Annotated in this window: 12 protein-coding genes and 1 tRNA gene; all 13 read left to right on the top strand. The window is 63.3% G+C overall.

The features are described from left to right. On the top strand, positions 1-155 hold a 155-nt coding region (locus ACODS4_RS27715; RefSeq protein ID WP_488869044.1), incomplete at its 5' end, for an EF-Tu C-terminal domain-related protein. Positions 156-333: 178 nt separating this feature from the next. Continuing rightward, positions 334-409 (top strand) — tRNA-Trp (locus ACODS4_RS27710). A gap of 72 nt (positions 410-481) precedes the next feature. Continuing rightward, positions 482-679 carry a preprotein translocase subunit SecE gene (secE, locus tag ACODS4_RS27705; RefSeq protein WP_014246876.1) on the top strand — a complete coding sequence of 66 codons (198 nt, stop codon included), beginning with the start codon at positions 482-484 and terminating at the stop codon, positions 677-679. 4 nt (positions 680-683) lie between these two features. Then, complete coding sequence (gene nusG, locus ACODS4_RS27700) at positions 684-1,214, top strand: transcription termination/antitermination protein NusG (RefSeq protein WP_488869041.1); 531 nt, start codon at positions 684-686, stop codon at positions 1,212-1,214. Positions 1,215-1,356: 142 nt separating this feature from the next. Further along, a complete protein-coding gene (rplK, locus tag ACODS4_RS27695) occupies positions 1,357-1,791 on the top strand; it encodes a 50S ribosomal protein L11 (protein ID WP_119832080.1) in 435 nt (144 codons plus the stop codon). A gap of 4 nt (positions 1,792-1,795) precedes the next feature. Continuing rightward, a complete protein-coding gene (gene rplA, locus ACODS4_RS27690; RefSeq protein ID WP_488869039.1) occupies positions 1,796-2,512 on the top strand; it encodes a 50S ribosomal protein L1 in 717 nt (238 codons plus the stop codon). A 272-nt stretch (positions 2,513-2,784) separates the two neighbouring features. After that, complete coding sequence (gene rplJ, locus ACODS4_RS27685) at positions 2,785-3,303, top strand: 50S ribosomal protein L10 (protein ID WP_488869037.1); 519 nt, start codon at positions 2,785-2,787, stop codon at positions 3,301-3,303. A gap of 57 nt (positions 3,304-3,360) precedes the next feature. After that, positions 3,361-3,735 (top strand): 50S ribosomal protein L7/L12, encoded by a 375-nt coding sequence (rplL, locus tag ACODS4_RS27680; RefSeq protein ID WP_488869035.1) that lies wholly within the window; start codon positions 3,361-3,363, stop codon positions 3,733-3,735. Between the two features lie 216 nt (positions 3,736-3,951). After that, positions 3,952-8,145, top strand: a complete 4,194-nt coding sequence (gene rpoB, locus ACODS4_RS27675; protein WP_488869033.1) for a DNA-directed RNA polymerase subunit beta — start codon at positions 3,952-3,954, stop codon at positions 8,143-8,145. Positions 8,146-8,243: 98 nt separating this feature from the next. Continuing rightward, the gene (gene rpoC, locus ACODS4_RS27670) at positions 8,244-12,419 is read left to right on the top strand and encodes a DNA-directed RNA polymerase subunit beta' (protein WP_488869031.1); all 4,176 of its coding nucleotides are present in this window, start codon (positions 8,244-8,246) and stop codon (positions 12,417-12,419) included. Between the two features lie 336 nt (positions 12,420-12,755). Then, on the top strand, positions 12,756-13,127 hold the full coding sequence (gene rpsL, locus ACODS4_RS27665) for a 30S ribosomal protein S12 (protein WP_012973201.1): 372 nt from the start codon (positions 12,756-12,758) through the stop codon (positions 13,125-13,127). Between the two features lie 12 nt (positions 13,128-13,139). Next, on the top strand, positions 13,140-13,610 hold the full coding sequence (gene rpsG / locus ACODS4_RS27660; protein ID WP_488869028.1) for a 30S ribosomal protein S7: 471 nt from the start codon (positions 13,140-13,142) through the stop codon (positions 13,608-13,610). Positions 13,611-13,637: 27 nt separating this feature from the next. Next, positions 13,638-15,716 carry an elongation factor G gene (gene fusA, locus ACODS4_RS27655; protein ID WP_488869026.1) on the top strand — a complete coding sequence of 693 codons (2,079 nt, stop codon included), beginning with the start codon at positions 13,638-13,640 and terminating at the stop codon, positions 15,714-15,716. Positions 15,717-15,827 lie beyond the last annotated feature (111 nt).

Here is a 15,827-nt window from a genome sequence, read left to right as displayed (position 1 = left end):
TGCCGGAAGGCGTGGAGATGGTGATGCCGGGCGACAACATCGCCATGGACGTCGAGCTGATCGCTCCGATCGCCATGGACGAAGGTCTGCGCTTCGCCATCCGCGAGGGTGGCCGCACCGTCGGCGCCGGCGTCGTCGCGTCGATCAGCAAGTAAGTCGCTTTGGGGTTCGTCGCCCAAAGATGATGGTTGCATCAGTCTTTGGGCGGTGGTATAAGCCTGCCTCCCCCGTCGGACGGAAGCCCGGCGGGGGTTGGTTTTCAAGGCAGGTCAGGTTGGTGACGCTTCCGGTACAAAACCTCGCTCTTCTTGGAGGGCAAGGTCGGACGGCGATAGGAGTGTAGCTCAATTGGTAGAGCACCGGTCTCCAAAACCGGGGGTTGCGGGTTCGAGCCCCTCCACTCCTGCCATCCCGTCTCGATTGTGTTTAGGGTAGATGCGACGCCCATACTGTCGCTACCGGAGCTCGCACGGTTCGCATGATGGCTAAAGTCAATCCCGCTGAATTCGCGCGCGAGGTCCGCCGCGAGGTTGCCAGAGTCACCTGGCCGACCCGCAAGGAGACCGGCATTACGACCGCCATGGTCTTCGTCATGGTGGTGCTCGCCGCTCTGTTCTTCCTCGTCGTCGATCAGGTGCTGGCGGTTGCCGTCCGCTTGATCCTTGGGCTGGGAGGCTAAGAGCATGGCTGCGCGCTGGTACGTTGTTCACGTCTATTCCGGCTTTGAGAAGAAGGTCTCGCAGGCGATCCGCGAGAAGGCCGCTCAAAAGGGTCTGGAGGACAAGTTCGAGGAAATCCTGGTTCCGACCGAGGAAGTCGTCGAAGTGCGCCGAGGCGCCAAAATCAACACTGAGCGGAAGTTCTTTCCGGGCTATGTGTTGGTCAAGATGGACTTGACCGATGAATCCTGGTCGCTGGTGAAGAACACGCCGAAAGTCACGGACTTCCTGGGCGGCGGCGGCAAGCCGCAGCCGATTTCCCAGCGCGAAGCCGAGCGAATCATTCATCAGGTGCAGGAAGGCTTTGAGCGCCCGAAACCGTCGATCACCTTCGAGGTGGGCGAGCAGGTTCGCGTGAGCGACGGTCCCTTCACCTCCTTCAACGGCACGGTCGAGGAAGTCGACGAAGAGAAATCCCGCCTCAAGGTGGCGGTGTCGATCTTCGGGCGGTCCACGCCGGTCGAGTTGGAGTACACGCAGGTCGAAAAGGTCTGAGTGTAAAGATTTGTCTTTCCCGGAGCTGCCGATGCCCTCGCATCGGTGGCTTCATTCTGTTGCGGAAGGCCCGCCATAGCCGCACCGCAAAACCCCGCGACGCCAAGCCGTTTCGCGAGGCGTCGTTTCAGGAGGTTGTCACATGGCGAAGAAGATCGTCGGCTACATCAAATTGCAGGTCCCGGCCGGCAAGGCGAATCCGTCGCCCCCCATCGGTCCGGCGCTCGGTCAGCGCGGCCTGAACATCATGGAATTCTGCAAGGCGTTCAACGCCAAGACGGCGGACCTGGAAGTCGGCATGCCGATTCCCGTGGTCATCACCGCCTTCGGCGACCGCACCTTCACCTTCGTGACCAAGACCCCGCCCGTCAGCTACTTCCTCAAGAAGGCGTCGGGCAAGGACAAGGGTTCGACGACCCCCGGCAAGGGTGGTTTCGTCGGCTCGGTCACGACCTCGCAGGTCCGTGAGATCGCCCAGAAGAAGATGGTCGATCTGAACGCGCACGACGTCGAAGCCGCCGCGACCATGATCGCCGGTTCCGCCCGCTCGATGGGCCTCGAAGTGGTGGAGGGCTGATCCGATGGCCAAGCTCGGCAAGCGTCTGACCGACGCCTACAAGAACGTCAATCGCGACTCCTTCTACAACCTCGAAGCCGCCGTCGCGCTGCTGAAGTCGTTGTCGAAGACCAAGTTCGACGAGACCATCGAAGTCGCCATGAACCTCGGCATTGATCCGCGCCACGCCGACCAGATGGTCCGTGGCGTCGTGAACCTGCCGAACGGCACCGGCAAGACCGTGCGCGTCGCCGTCTTCGCCCGTGGCGCGAAGGTGGACGAGGCTCTGGCCGCCGGCGCCGACGTGGTCGGCGGCGACGATCTGGCCGAAGCCATTTTGGGCGGCAAGATCGATTTCGACCGCTGCATCGCGTCCCCGGACATGATGGGCGTCGTCGGCAAGCTCGGCAAGGTGCTCGGCCCGCGCGGCCTGATGCCCAACCCGAAGCTCGGCACCGTGACCCCCGACGTCGCTGGCGCGGTCAAGGCCGCCAAGGCTGGCGCCGTGGAGTTCCGCGCGGAAAAGACCGGCATCGTGCACGCGGGCGTTGGCAAGGCCAGCTTCTCGGAAGAGGCGCTGGTCCAGAACATCCGCGCGTTCGTCGACGCCATTGGTCGCGCCAAGCCGACCGGCGCCAAGGGCCAGTACATCGAGAAGATCTCGCTGTCCTCGACCATGGGTCCCGGCCTGAAGGTCGATCTGGCCGCCGTCTCGACTCCGGTCAACGGCGCCTCGGCGTAAGTTTCTCTCTTTTGTCGTCAGCCTCCACCGTGGGGTTGACGACACTAGGTGATCGGCCTTCGGGTTGATCGCCGCCCCTGTCCGAGACCGCAGGTGCCAGACCGCTTCGGCGCGACGGCTTAAAATTCACCGGCGCAGACGGGAGTTGAACCGTTGACCATTCTGGCGCGAGCCAGGGCAGGAACGGCTTGAACTTCTGGGACAGGTTCGCCGGAGCTTAAGCCCTTCAAGGGTTTCGGCTCCATGTACACCTCTGTGCAAGGAGGCGATCCGTGGATCGTACACAAAAAGAAGCGGCGATCGCGGACCTGCAATCGAAGCTCCAGGACAAGGGTCTCGTGGTGGTCGCCCACCATCTGGGCCTGACGGTGAAGGAAGTCACCGACCTGCGTGCGAAGGTTCGGGCCGCTGGCGCCGGCTTCAAAGTGACGAAGAACCGGCTCGCCCGTCGCGCCCTTCAGGGCACGCAGTTCGAAGGTCTGGACGGTCTCTTCAAGGGACCGACGGCGATCGCTTTCTCGAAGGATCCGGTTGCGGCGGCGAAGGTTATCGCCGACTACGCCAAGACCAACGAGAAGCTCAAGATCGTCGGCGCCAGCCTGGGAAGCCAGATTCTGGACGCCGAGGGGGTCAAGGCCCTCGCCGCGCTCCCGTCGCTGGACGAACTGCGCGCCAAGCTCGTGGGCATGATCCAGACCCCGGCGACTCGCATCGCTGGCGTTCTCCAAGCTCCGGGCGGCCAGGTCGCTCGCGTGCTTGCGGCCTACGCGAAGAAGGACGAGGCGGCCTGAGCCGTTTAGTCACTCGATTTCTATCATCCCAGAACATCAAGTCGTTGGAGTAGTAACATGGCTGATCTGCAGAAGCTCGTCGACGATCTGTCGGCCCTGACCGTCCTCGAAGCCGCTGAGCTGTCGAAGCTGCTGGAAGAGAAGTGGGGCGTCTCCGCCGCCGCTCCGGTGGCCGTCGCCGCCGCTGGTCCGGCCGCCGCCGCCGCTCCGGTTGAAGAGCAGACCGAGTTCAACGTGATCCTCACCGACGCCGGTGACAAGAAGATCAACGTCATTAAGGAAGTCCGCGCCATCACCGGCCTGGGTCTGAAGGAAGCCAAGGACCTCGTCGAAGGCGCTCCGAAGCCCGTCAAGGAAGGCGCGACGAAGGACGAAGCCGCCAAGATCAAGAAGCAGCTTGAAGAGGCCGGCGCCAAGGTCGATATTAAGTAAGACCTTGTTGCGTTACGGATCATACAGTTCCGCGCCGGACGGCGGCCAGTCCCCCAGGGGGCTTGCCGCCGCACGGCGTTTTCTGCCTTTCACCGGACCGGGGTTTCCCGGCCCGGCTCTTTCCGTCCCAATTTTCGGGACGGCCCGCGCGGTCGTCCGTACGGTCGGTTGAACGGTCGGTTGAGCGCATCACGTAGCAGACGTTTGGGGACATCCATGGCCAAATCCTTTACGGGTCGTAAACGTGTTCGGAAGAGCTTCGGGCGCATCCCGGAAGTCACCCAGATGCCAAACCTCATCGAGGTGCAGCGCAGCTCCTACGATCACTTCCTGCAAATGGACATCGCCCCGGAAAAGCGGGCGAATCTGGGCCTTCAGGAAGTGTTCAAATCGGTTTTCCCGATCAAGGACTTTTCCGATCGTGCTGTGCTCGATTTCGTAAAGTATGAGCTTGAGCAGCCGAAATATGACGTCGAGGAATGCCAGCAACGCGGCATGACCTTCGCCGCGCCGCTGAAAGTGACGCTGCGCCTGTCGGTCTTCGACATCGAAGAAGACACCGGGCTGCGCTCCATCCGCGACATCAAGGAGCAGGACGTCTACATGGGCGACATGCCCCTGATGACGGCCAACGGCACCTTTGTCATCAACGGCACCGAGCGCGTCATCGTCTCGCAGATGCACCGTTCGCCGGGCGTCTTCTTTGACCATGACAAGGGCAAGACCCACTCGTCGGGCAAGTATCTCTTCGCCGCCCGCGTCATTCCTTATCGCGGCTCCTGGTTGGACTTCGAGTTCGACGCCAAGGACATGGTCTATGTCCGCATCGACCGTCGCCGCAAACTGCCCGCCACGACTCTGCTCTTCGCCCTGGATGGCGCGGAGACGGCGACGTTGCGCGCCCAGCGCAAGGCCGCGCGCAAGGATCTGCTGCCTTACGAGGCGCAGGGCATGTCGAAGGAAGAGATCCTCAACTATTTCTACGAGACGATCACCTACACGCGGGCGTCGGGCGGCTGGAAAACTCCGTTCAACGTCGACCGCATGAAGGGCGTGAAGCTCGCCTCGGACCTGATCGACGCCGCCACCGGCGTGGTCGTCGCCGAAGCTGGCACGAAGATGACGCCGCGCGTCATCAAGAAGCTGGTCGAAGGCGGTCTGACCGAACAGCGGGTTTCGACCGAAGAGCTGACGGGCCGCTATCTGGCGGTGGACATCATCAACGAGCGCACCGGCGAGGTGCTGTTCGAGGCGGGCGACGAGTTGTCGGTCAGCGATCTCGACAAGCTGGAAAAGACCGGCGTCGATGAGTTGCCGGTGCTGGCGATCGACCATCTGAACATCGGCGCCTACATCCGCAACACGATGAACGCGGACCGCAACGCCAGCCGCGAAGACGCGTTGATCGACATCTACCGCGTCATGCGTCCGGGCGAGCCGCCGACTCTCGAGTCGGCTGAGGCGCTGTTCTCCGGCCTGTTCTTCGACAGCGAGCGTTACGATCTGTCGGCGGTGGGCCGCGTCAAGATGAACGCGCGCCTGAACTTCAAGACTGACGACCAGATGCGCGTGCTGCGCAAGGACGACATTCTGGAAATCCTGAAGGTTCTGGTGAACCTGAAGGACGGTCGCGGCGAAATCGACGACATCGACCATCTCGGCAACCGCCGCGTCCGCTCGGTCGGCGAGCTGATGGAGAACCAGTACCGCGTCGGCTTGCTGCGCATGGAGCGCGCGATCCGCGAGCGCATGTCGTCGGTCGAGATCGACACGGTGATGCCGCACGATCTCATCAACGCCAAGCCCGCCGCCGCCGCCGTCCGCGAGTTCTTCGGCTCCTCGCAGCTCTCGCAGTTCATGGATCAGACCAACCCGCTGTCCGAGATCACGCACAAGCGTCGTCTCTCGGCGCTGGGGCCGGGCGGTTTGACCCGCGAGCGCGCGGGCTTTGAAGTCCGCGACGTGCACCCCACGCATTATGGCCGCATCTGCCCGATTGAGACGCCGGAAGGCCCGAACATCGGTCTCATCAACTCGTTGGCGACCTATGCCCGCGTGAACCAGTACGGCTTCATCGAAAGCCCCTACCGCAAGGTCATCGACAGCCGCGTCACCAACGAGGTGGTGTATCTGTCGGCGATGGAGGAGGGCCGCTACGTCGTCGCCCAGGCCAACGCCGAGTTGACGGCGGACAACAGCTTCGCCAACGACCTGGTGTCGTGCCGTCAGGGCGGCGAATATCTGATGTTCCGCCCGGAAGCCATCGACCTGATCGACGTGTCGCCCAAGCAGTTGGTGTCGGTCGCCGCCGCGCTCATCCCGTTCCTGGAGAACGACGACGCGAACCGCGCGCTGATGGGATCCAACATGCAGCGTCAGGCGGTGCCGTTGGTGAAGGCCGACGCCCCTCTGGTCGGCACCGGCATGGAAGCGACGGTGGCCCGCGACAGCGGCGTGACCATCGTGGCCAAGCGTTCCGGCGTCATCGACCAGATCGACGCGACCCGCATCGTCGTTCGCGCCACCGACAGCTCCGACAGCACGGCGCCGGGCGTTGACATCTACAATCTGTTGAAGTTTCAACGCTCCAACCAGAACACCTGCATCACCCAGCGTCCGCTGGTGAAGGTGGGCGATCGGGTGAAGGCGGGCGACATCGTCGCCGACGGTCCCTCGACCGATCTCGGCGAGCTGGCGCTGGGCCGCAACGTGCTCGTCGCGTTCATGCCGTGGAACGGCTACAACTTCGAGGATTCGATCCTCATCAACGAGCGCATCGTCAAGGACGACGTCTTCACCTCGATCCACATCGAGGAGTTCGAGGTCATGGCCCGCGACACCAAGCTGGGCCAAGAGGAAATCACCCGCGACATTCCCAACGTCGGTGAAGAAGCCCTCAAGAACCTCGACGAGGCCGGCATCGTCTACATCGGCGCCGAAGTCCGTCCGGGCGACATTCTGGTCGGCAAGGTGACGCCGAAGGGCGAAAGCCCGATGACGCCGGAAGAAAAGCTGCTGCGCGCCATCTTCGGCGAAAAGGCCTCGGACGTCCGCGACACCTCGCTGCGCCTGCCGCCGGGCGTCGTCGGCACCATCGTCGAGGTCCGCGTGTTCAGCCGTCGCGGCGTCGACAAGGACGAGCGCGCTCTGGCCATCGAACGGGCCGAGATCGAGAAGCTGGCCAAGGACCGCGACGACGAGCGCGGCATTCTGGAGCGCAGCTTCTACACCCGCTTGAAGGAAGTGCTGATCGGCCAGACCGCGCAGGCGGGGCCGAAGGGCATGAAGGGCGGCACCGTCCTGACCGACGAGGTTTTGGGCGGCTTGTCGCGCGGCCTGTGGCGTCAGATCTCCATCGCCGACGAAACGGTGATGGAGAATGTCGAGAACCTGGCCAAGGTGTTCGACGACTCGATCAAGGCCCTTCAGGACCGCTTCGAGAACAAGGTCGACAAGCTCCAGCGCGGCGACGAGCTGCCGCCGGGCGTGATGAAGATGGTCAAGGTGTTCGTCGCGGTGAAGCGCAAGCTGCAACCGGGCGACAAGATGGCCGGTCGTCACGGCAACAAGGGCGTCGTCTCGCGCATCATCCCGCAAGAGGACATGCCCTATCTGGAAGACGGCACCCCGGTCGATCTCGTGCTGAACCCGCTGGGCGTGCCTTCGCGCATGAACGTCGGTCAGATTCTCGAGACGCATCTGGGGTGGGCGGCGTCTGGTCTCGGCAAGCAGATTGGTCGGGCGGTCGATCAGTATCGCCTCGCCATTCGCCAGAAGGCGGACGGGGGGACTCAACTGGAGGCCCTGCGCGGCACGTTGAAGAACTCCTACGGCGAGGCGACCTACGCCGAGGACATCGCCGACATGACGGACGCCGAGATTCTCGAGCTGTCCGGCAACCTGCGCAAGGGCGTGCCCTTCGCGACGCCGGTCTTCGACGGCGCCCGCGAGGAGGACATTTGCGTCCAACTGGAGCGCGCCGGTTTTGATCGGTCGGGCCAGTCGACGCTGACCGACGGGCGCACCGGCGAGACCTTCGACCGCAAGGTCACGGTCGGCTACATCTACATGCTGAAGCTGCACCACCTGGTCGATGACAAGATCCACGCCCGGTCCATCGGCCCCTACTCGCTGGTCACGCAACAGCCGTTGGGCGGCAAGGCCCAGTTCGGCGGTCAGCGTTTCGGGGAAATGGAAGTGTGGGCGCTGGAAGCGTATGGCGCCGCCTACACGCTCCAGGAAATGCTGACGGTGAAGTCGGACGACGTGTCCGGTCGCACCAAGGTCTATGAGGCCATCGTCCGTGGCGACGACAACTTCGAGGCTGGCATTCCTGAGTCGTTCAACGTGCTGGTCAAGGAGCTGCGCTCGCTCGGCCTGAACGTTGAGTTGAATCAGCGGACCTACTGAGTCTGACCTTGTGACCAACCCCGGAAGGACGAATTCGCCCTTCCGGGGTTCTGCACTGCCCTTAACCGACAACGCGGCGCTGCCAGCGGGAGACGGTCATGAATGAGTTGATGAATATTTTCGGCCAAGTCCAGGGGCCTCAGAGCTTCGATCAGATCCGCATCCAGATCGCCAGCCCCGAGCGCATCCGCTCCTGGTCGTTCGGCGAGATCAAGAAGCCGGAAACCATCAACTATCGCACTTTTAAGCCGGAGCGCGACGGTCTCTTCTGCGCGCGGATTTTCGGGCCGATCAAGGATTACGAGTGCTTGTGCGGCAAGTACAAGCGCATGAAGTATCGTGGAATCATCTGCGAGAAGTGCGGCGTTGAAGTCACCCTGTCGAAGGTCCGGCGCGAGCGCATGGGCCACATCGAGCTGGCCTCGCCCGTCGCGCACATCTGGTTCCTGAAGTCGCTGCCGAGCCGCATTGGTCTGCTGCTCGACATGACGCTGAAGGATCTGGAGCGCATTCTCTATTTCGAGAACTACGTCGTCATCGAGCCGGGCCTGACCCCGCTGAAGCTGCATTCGCTGCTCAGCGAAGAAGACTTCATGAACGCGCAGGACGAGTATGGCGAGGACGCCTTCACGGCGGCCATCGGCGCGGAAGCGCTGCGCATCATGCTGTCGGCGTTGGATCTCGAAGAAGAGAAGAAGACCTGCCGCGAAGAGCTGCGCGACACCAATTCCGAAGCGAAGCGGAAGAAGCTGGTCAAGCGTCTGAAGCTGATCGACGCCTTCATGACCTCGCAGTCGCGGCCCGAGTGGATGATCCTGGAAGTCGTTCCGGTGATCCCGCCCGAACTGCGCCCGCTGGTTCCGCTCGACGGCGGTCGTTTCGCCACCTCCGATCTGAACGACCTGTACCGCCGCGTCATCAACCGCAACAACCGCCTGAAGCGGCTGATTGAGTTGAAGGCGCCGGACATCATCGTCCGCAACGAAAAGCGCATGCTGCAAGAGGCGGTGGACGCGCTGTTCGACAACGGTCGTCGTGGCCGCGTCATCACCGGCGCCAACAAGCGCCCGCTGAAGTCGCTGTCCGACATGCTGAAGGGCAAGCAGGGCCGCTTCCGTCAGAACCTGCTCGGCAAGCGCGTCGATTACTCGGGCCGTTCGGTCATCGTCGTGGGGCCGGAGCTGAAGCTGCACCAGTGCGGCCTGCCCAAGAAGATGGCGCTGGAACTGTTCAAGCCCTTCATCTACGCCAAGCTGGAGCTGTATGGCCTGGCCTCGACCATCAAGGCCGCGAAGCGGATGGTGGAAAAGGAACGTCCCGAAGTGTGGGACATCCTGGAAGAGGTCATCCGCGAGCATCCGGTGATGCTGAACCGCGCGCCGACGCTGCACCGTTTGGGCATCCAGGCGTTCGAGCCGACGCTGATCGAAGGCAAGGCGATCCAGTTGCATCCGCTGGTCTGCACCGCCTTCAACGCCGATTTCGACGGCGACCAAATGGCCGTGCACGTCCCGCTGTCGCTGGAAGCGCAGTTGGAAGCGCGCGTCCTGATGATGTCCACCAACAACATCCTGTCGCCCGCCAACGGCAAGCCGATCATCGTCCCGTCTCAGGACATCGTGCTCGGCATCTACTACATCTCGATGGACCGTCCTGGTGAAAAGGGCGAGGGCATGGTGTTCTCGAACACCTCGGAAATCGAGCAGGCGCTGAACGCCAAGGTCCTGTCGATCCACGCCAAGATCAAGGCGCGCTATGTCGGCGTTGACGACAACGGCGAGACCAAGATCTCGGTGGTTGAGACGACGCCGGGCCGCATGCTGATGTCGGAGATTCTGCCGCGTCACCCGAACGTGCCGTTCTCTCTCATCAACCGCGTCTTGACCAAGAAGGACGTCGGCAACGTCATCGACGCCGTCTACCGCCATTGCGGTCAGAAAGAGACGGTGATCTTCGCCGACCGCCTGATGAAGCTGGGCTTTGGCCACGCCTGCCGCGCCGGCATTTCGTTCGGCAAGGACGACATGGTGATCCCGGAGGCTAAGGGCCGCCTGGTCAACGAGTCGAAGGAGCGGGTGAAGGAGTTCGAGCAGCAGTATCTCGACGGTCTCATCACCCAGGGCGAGAAGTACAACAAGGTCGTCGACGTCTGGTCGGAATGCACCGAAAAGGTCGCGTCGGAGATGATGAAGGCCATCTCGACCACCGAAGCCGGGAAGCCGGTGAACTCGGTGTACATGATGGCCCATTCCGGCGCCCGTGGCTCCGCCGCGCAGATCCGCCAGTTGGCTGGGATGCGCGGCCTGATGGCCAAGCCGTCGGGTGAAATCATCGAGACGCCGATCATCTCGAACTTCAAGGAAGGCCTGACCGTGTTGGAGTATTTCAACTCCACCCACGGCGCCCGCAAGGGTCTGGCCGACACCGCCTTGAAGACGGCGAACTCCGGTTACTTGACCCGTCGTCTGGTCGACGTGGCGCAGGACGCCATCATCGTCGAGCATGATTGCGGCACCGTGAAGGGCATCACCGTCAAGGCGGTGATCGACGGCGGCGAGGTCATCTCGCCGCTGGGCGACCGCATCCTCGGTCGCACCGCCGTTGGCGACGTCATCGACCCGCTGAACGGCGAGTTGATTATCGAAGACGGCGGCCTGATCGACGAGCCGACGGTGGACCGTTTCGAGCGGTCGGGCATCGACAGCGTCCTGATCCGTTCGGTCCTGACCTGCGAGACCAAGGATGGCGTCTGCGCCAAGTGCTATGGCCGCGATCTGGCCCGTGGCACGCTGGTGAACACCGGCGAAGCGGTCGGCGTCATCGCCGCCCAGTCGATCGGCGAACCCGGCACGCAGTTGACGATGCGCACCTTCCACATCGGCGGCGCGGCTCAACGCGGCGCTGAGCAAAGCCAGGTGGAGGCGTCTTTTGACGGCACGGTGCGGATCAACAACCGCAACGTCGTCATCAACTCGTCGGGCATCCCGGTCGTCATGGGCCGCAGCACCGAAGTGATCCTGCTCGACGAGCAGGGCCGCGAGCGGGCGCGTCACCGCGTGCCCTATGGCGCGAAGCTGCTGGCCGACGACGACGTGAAGGTCGAACGCGGCCAAAAGCTGGCGGAATGGGACCCCTACACCCTGCCGATCATCACCGAGCGCGCGGGCACCGCCCGTTACCTCGACCTCGTGGAAGGCATCTCGGTTCGCGAAGTCATGGACGAGGCGACCGGCATTTCCTCCAAGGTGGTGGTCGATTGGCGCCAGCAGCCGCGCGGCGCCGACCTCAAGCCGCGCATCGCGTTGCTCGACGACCGGGGCGAGATCATCACGCTGGGCAACGGTCTGGAAGCCCGCTACTTCATGTCGGTGGACGCCATTCTCTCGGTTGAGAACGGCGCCGAGGTTCGGGCTGGCGACGTGTTGGCGCGTATCCCGCGCGAATCGTCCAAGACCCGCGACATCACGGGTGGTCTGCCGCGCGTGGCCGAACTGTTCGAGGCGCGTCGTCCCAAGGACTTCGCGATCATCTCGGAACTCAGCGGTCGCGTCGAATTCGGCAAGGATTACAAGACCAAGCGCCGCATCGTCGTCCGCAACGAAGAAACGGGCGACGAGAAGGAGTATCTGATCCCGAAGGGCAAGCACATCTCCGTGCAGGAAGGCGATTACGTCGAGCGCGGCGATTTGCTGATGGACGGCAACCCGGTGCCGCACGACATTCTGGCCGTCATGGGCGTGGAGGCGTTGGCCGACTACCTCATCAACGAAATCCAGGACGTCTACCGGCTCCAGGGCGTGAAGATCAACGACAAGCACATCGAGGTGATCGTTCGCCAGATGCTGCAAAAGGTCGAGATCACCGACGCGGGCGAGACCACCTTCCTGGTGGGCGAGCAGGTTGACCGCCAGGAGTTCGACGAGGAGAACGAGAAGACCGCTGCCGAGGGCTTGCAAATCGCCGCCGGTCATCCGGTTCTTCAGGGCATCACCAAGGCGTCGTTGCAGACCCGCTCCTTCATTTCGGCGGCGTCCTTCCAGGAAACCACCCGCGTCCTCACCGAGGCGGCGGTCGGCGGCAAGGTCGACAATCTGGAAGGCCTGAAGGAGAACGTCATCGTCGGTCGTCTGATCCCGGCGGGCACGGGGTCGGTGGTCAACCGTCTGAAGTTGATCGCCGCCGAACGCGACCGCGTGGCGGAGTTGGAAAGCGCCGACGGCGTGGCGGAGATTCAAGCTCTGCCGCAGCCGGGCGAAGAAAGCACGGCGGCGTAAGGTTCGCCGCTGTGATCGGGTAGGGAAGGGGGCGCGTTCCGCAAGGGACGCGCCCTTTTTTATGTTCGCGAAGATTCAGCGGGGACACGCCGAGTCCGGCAAAACCGCGCTTGACGCTCCCTATGACCTTCCCTATAGTCCGCGAACTTCAAAGGGACCGTGGGCCGGAGTGTATCCGGAGGCAGGGTCGCCGTTGAACCTCAACGACATAGCCGGTTTCAGCGATGAGATCGGCGTTCGCTCATTCGGCCCGCTCGAAGCGGCAAAGCTTCGCAGGCGGGCTTTTGCATCGTCCGGCTCCGCCGGTTGGATGCCTTGAAGGGATAAAGGGCAGATATGCCGACGATCAACCAGTTGATCCGTAAGCCGCGTGAGCCGTTGGCCGCGCGCAACAAGGTGCCCGCGATGGAGGCCTGCCCGCAGAAGCGTGGCGTCTGCACGCGCGTGTACACCACCACCCCGAAAAAGCCGAACTCCGCGCTCCGTAAGGTCGCCCGCGTTCGTCTGACGAACGGCTTCGAGGTGACGAGCTACATTCCGGGTGAAGGCCACAACCTTCAGGAACACTCGGTGGTCATGATCCGTGGCGGTCGCGTGAAGGATCTTCCCGGCGTGCGCTATCACATCATTCGCGGCACGCTGGATACCCAGGGCGTCAAAGATCGTAAGCAGCGCCGGTCGAAGTACGGCGCGAAGCGTCCGAAGTAAGGAGAACTCACGATGTCCCGTCGTCATCGCGCCGAGAAGCGTGAAGTCTTGCCGGACGCCAAGTATGGCGACCGCGTTCTGACCAAGTTCATGAACTGCCTGATGCTGGACGGCAAGAAGTCCGCCGCCGAAGGCATCGTTTACGGCGCTCTGGGCCGCATCGAGGTCAAGACCAAGAACGATCCCGTTCAGGTCTTCCACGACGCGCTCACGAACGTCAAGCCGCACCTGGAAGTGCGCTCCCGCCGGGTCGGCGGCGCGACCTATCAGGTTCCGGTCGAGGTCCGTTCGGACCGCGCCCAGGCTCTGGCCATCCGTTGGTTGATCGGCGCCGCCCGCGCGCGCTCCGAGAACACCATGACGGAACGTCTGTCGGGCGAGTTGCTCGACGCGGCCAACCAGCGCGGCACCGCCGTCAAGAAGCGCGAAGACACGCACCGTATGGCGGAAGCCAACAAGGCGTTCTCGCACTACCGCTGGTAAGGCCAACGCCTCTCCTGGTGATCGTTCATGCCCCGCTCGCACGCTCTCGACCGTTACCGCAACATCGGCATCATGGCTCACATTGATGCCGGCAAGACGACCACGACCGAGCGCATCCTGTTCTACACCGGCAAATCCTATCGGATGGGCGAAGTCAACAACGGCACCGCCGTTATGGACTGGATGGAACAGGAGCAGGAGCGGGGGATTACGATCACCTCGGCGGCGACGACCTGCTTCTGGCGCGATCATCGCATCAACATCATCGACACGCCCGGCCACGTTGACTTCACCATTGAAGTCGAACGGTCGTTGCGCGTGCTTGATGGCGCCGTCGCGATTTTCGATTCGGTGGCGGGGGTTGAGCCGCAGACGGAAACCGTGTGGCGGCAGGCCGACAAATACGGCGTGCCGCGCATGGGGTTCATCAACAAGATGGACCGGGTCGGGGCCGATTTCCCCGGCTGCGTCGCCATGATGAAGGACCGGCTGGGCGTGACGCCGCTGGTTCTGCAAGTGCCCATCGGGTCCGAGGCCAGCTTTGTCGGCGTCGTCGATCTGGTGATGATGCGCGCCACCGTCTGGAAAACCGAGACGCTGGGCGCCGAATTCCGTCACACCGACATTCCCGAGGATTTGCAGGCCGCCGCCACCGCCGCCCGTCAGGCGCTGCTGGACGCCGTGCTCGACCTCGACGAGGCGGCGACCGCCGCCTATCTGGAGCGCGGCGAGGAGCCGTCGCCCGACACGTTGCGCGCCTGCATCCGCAAGGCGACTCTGTCCGGCGGCTTCGTTCCGGTGCTCTGCGGCTCCGCCTTCCGCAACAAGGGCATCCAGCCGATGCTGGACGCCATCGTCGATTATTTGCCCGCTCCCGGCGACATCGGGGCGATCAAGGGGCACCGTCTCGGCGGCGTCGAATCGGACGAGCGGGCCGCCAACGATGATTCGCCCTTCGCGGGACTGGTCTTCAAGGTGATGAACGACCCCTATGTCGGGCCGTTGAGCTTTTTCCGCGTCTATTCCGGCACCGTCAGCGTCGGCGACGCCGTGTTCAACCCGACCAAGGGCGAACGCGAGAAGATTGGCCGCATGCTGGAGATGCACGCCAACAGCCGCGAGGACATCACCCGCGCGGGCGCCGGCGACATCGTGGCCTTCGCCGGGTTGGAGCACACCGGCACCGGCGAGACGTTGTGCGATCCGCACAAGCCGATCGTGCTGGAGCGGATGGACATCCCCGAGCCGGTCATTGAGATCGTGGTCGAGCCGCGCACCGACGCCGATCATGAGAAGATGAGCGCGGCGTTGGGGCGGTTGAACCAGGAAGATCCGTCGATGCGGGTTTCGCTGGATCACGAAAGCGGCCAGACCATCATTCGCGGCATGGGCGAGCTGCATCTGGAAATCATCGTTGACCGCATGAAGCGCGAGTTTCGTGTCGACGCGGCGGTTGGCGCTCCCAAGGTCGCCTACCGGGAAACGATCAGCCGCTCCGCCCAGATCGACCACACGCACCGTCGGCAGATCGGCGACCGCGCGCAGTTCGCCCAAGTCGTGTTGGCTTTCGAGCCGCTGGCGCGCGGATCTGGTTTTGTCTTTGAAAATCGCGCCTCCGTCGCCGCCGTGCCGAAAGAATTCGTCGCTGGCGTGCAGAAGGGGTTGGAGGCGGCCAAGGACGCGGGCGTTGTGGCGGGCTATCCGGTGGTGGACGTCAAGGCGATCCTGCTGGACGGCGCCTGCCACGACGTCGATTCGTCGGTTCAGGCCTTTGAGCTGGCGACCCGCGCGGCTTACCGGGAGGGCTTGGCCAAGGCAGGCCCGCTGCTTCTCGAACCGTTGATGCGGGTCGAGGTCATCACCCCGGAAGAGTATATGGGCGACGTCATCGGCGACCTGAACAGCCGCCGAGGGCAAATCACCGGCATGGATCAGCGCGGCAACGCGCGAGTCGTCACGGGACAGGTTCCCTTGGCGACCATGTTCGGTTATGTGAACTCCCTGCGCTCCATGAGCCAGGGCCGCGCGCAGTACAGCATGCAGTTCGACCATTATGAGCCGGTGCCGCAGGCCATCGCGGACAGCGTCCGCGCCAAGGTGGCCTGATAACCGCTGGAACGATTGAGAAACGGAGAAACCATCCCATGGCTAAGGCAAAGTTCGAGCGGAACAAGCCGCACTGCAACGTTGGCACGATCGGCCACGTCGACCACGGCA

The organism is Azospirillum sp. FG154, assembly GCF_057809575.1.
The sequence above is the reverse complement of the archived record's forward strand: the minus strand, read 5'-3'. Positions and strand labels throughout refer to the sequence as shown.

Excerpts from the sequence above, each read along its gene's own strand:
- rplK (WP_119832080.1), top strand. The coding sequence starts at position 1,357 with ATGGCGAAGAAGATCGTCGGCTACATCAAATTGCAGGTCCCGGCCGGC.
- rplA (WP_488869039.1), top strand. The coding sequence starts at position 1,796 with ATGGCCAAGCTCGGCAAGCGTCTGACCGACGCCTACAAGAACGTCAAT.
- fusA (WP_488869026.1), top strand. The coding sequence starts at position 13,638 with ATGCCCCGCTCGCACGCTCTCGACCGTTACCGCAACATCGGCATCATG.
- secE (WP_014246876.1), top strand. The coding sequence starts at position 482 with ATGGCTAAAGTCAATCCCGCTGAATTCGCGCGCGAGGTCCGCCGCGAG.
- nusG (WP_488869041.1), top strand. The coding sequence starts at position 684 with ATGGCTGCGCGCTGGTACGTTGTTCACGTCTATTCCGGCTTTGAGAAG.
- rpoB (WP_488869033.1), top strand. The coding sequence starts at position 3,952 with ATGGCCAAATCCTTTACGGGTCGTAAACGTGTTCGGAAGAGCTTCGGG.
- rplL (WP_488869035.1), top strand. The coding sequence starts at position 3,361 with ATGGCTGATCTGCAGAAGCTCGTCGACGATCTGTCGGCCCTGACCGTC.
- rpoC (WP_488869031.1), top strand. The coding sequence starts at position 8,244 with ATGAATGAGTTGATGAATATTTTCGGCCAAGTCCAGGGGCCTCAGAGC.
- rpsL (WP_012973201.1), top strand. The coding sequence starts at position 12,756 with ATGCCGACGATCAACCAGTTGATCCGTAAGCCGCGTGAGCCGTTGGCC.
- rpsG (WP_488869028.1), top strand. The coding sequence starts at position 13,140 with ATGTCCCGTCGTCATCGCGCCGAGAAGCGTGAAGTCTTGCCGGACGCC.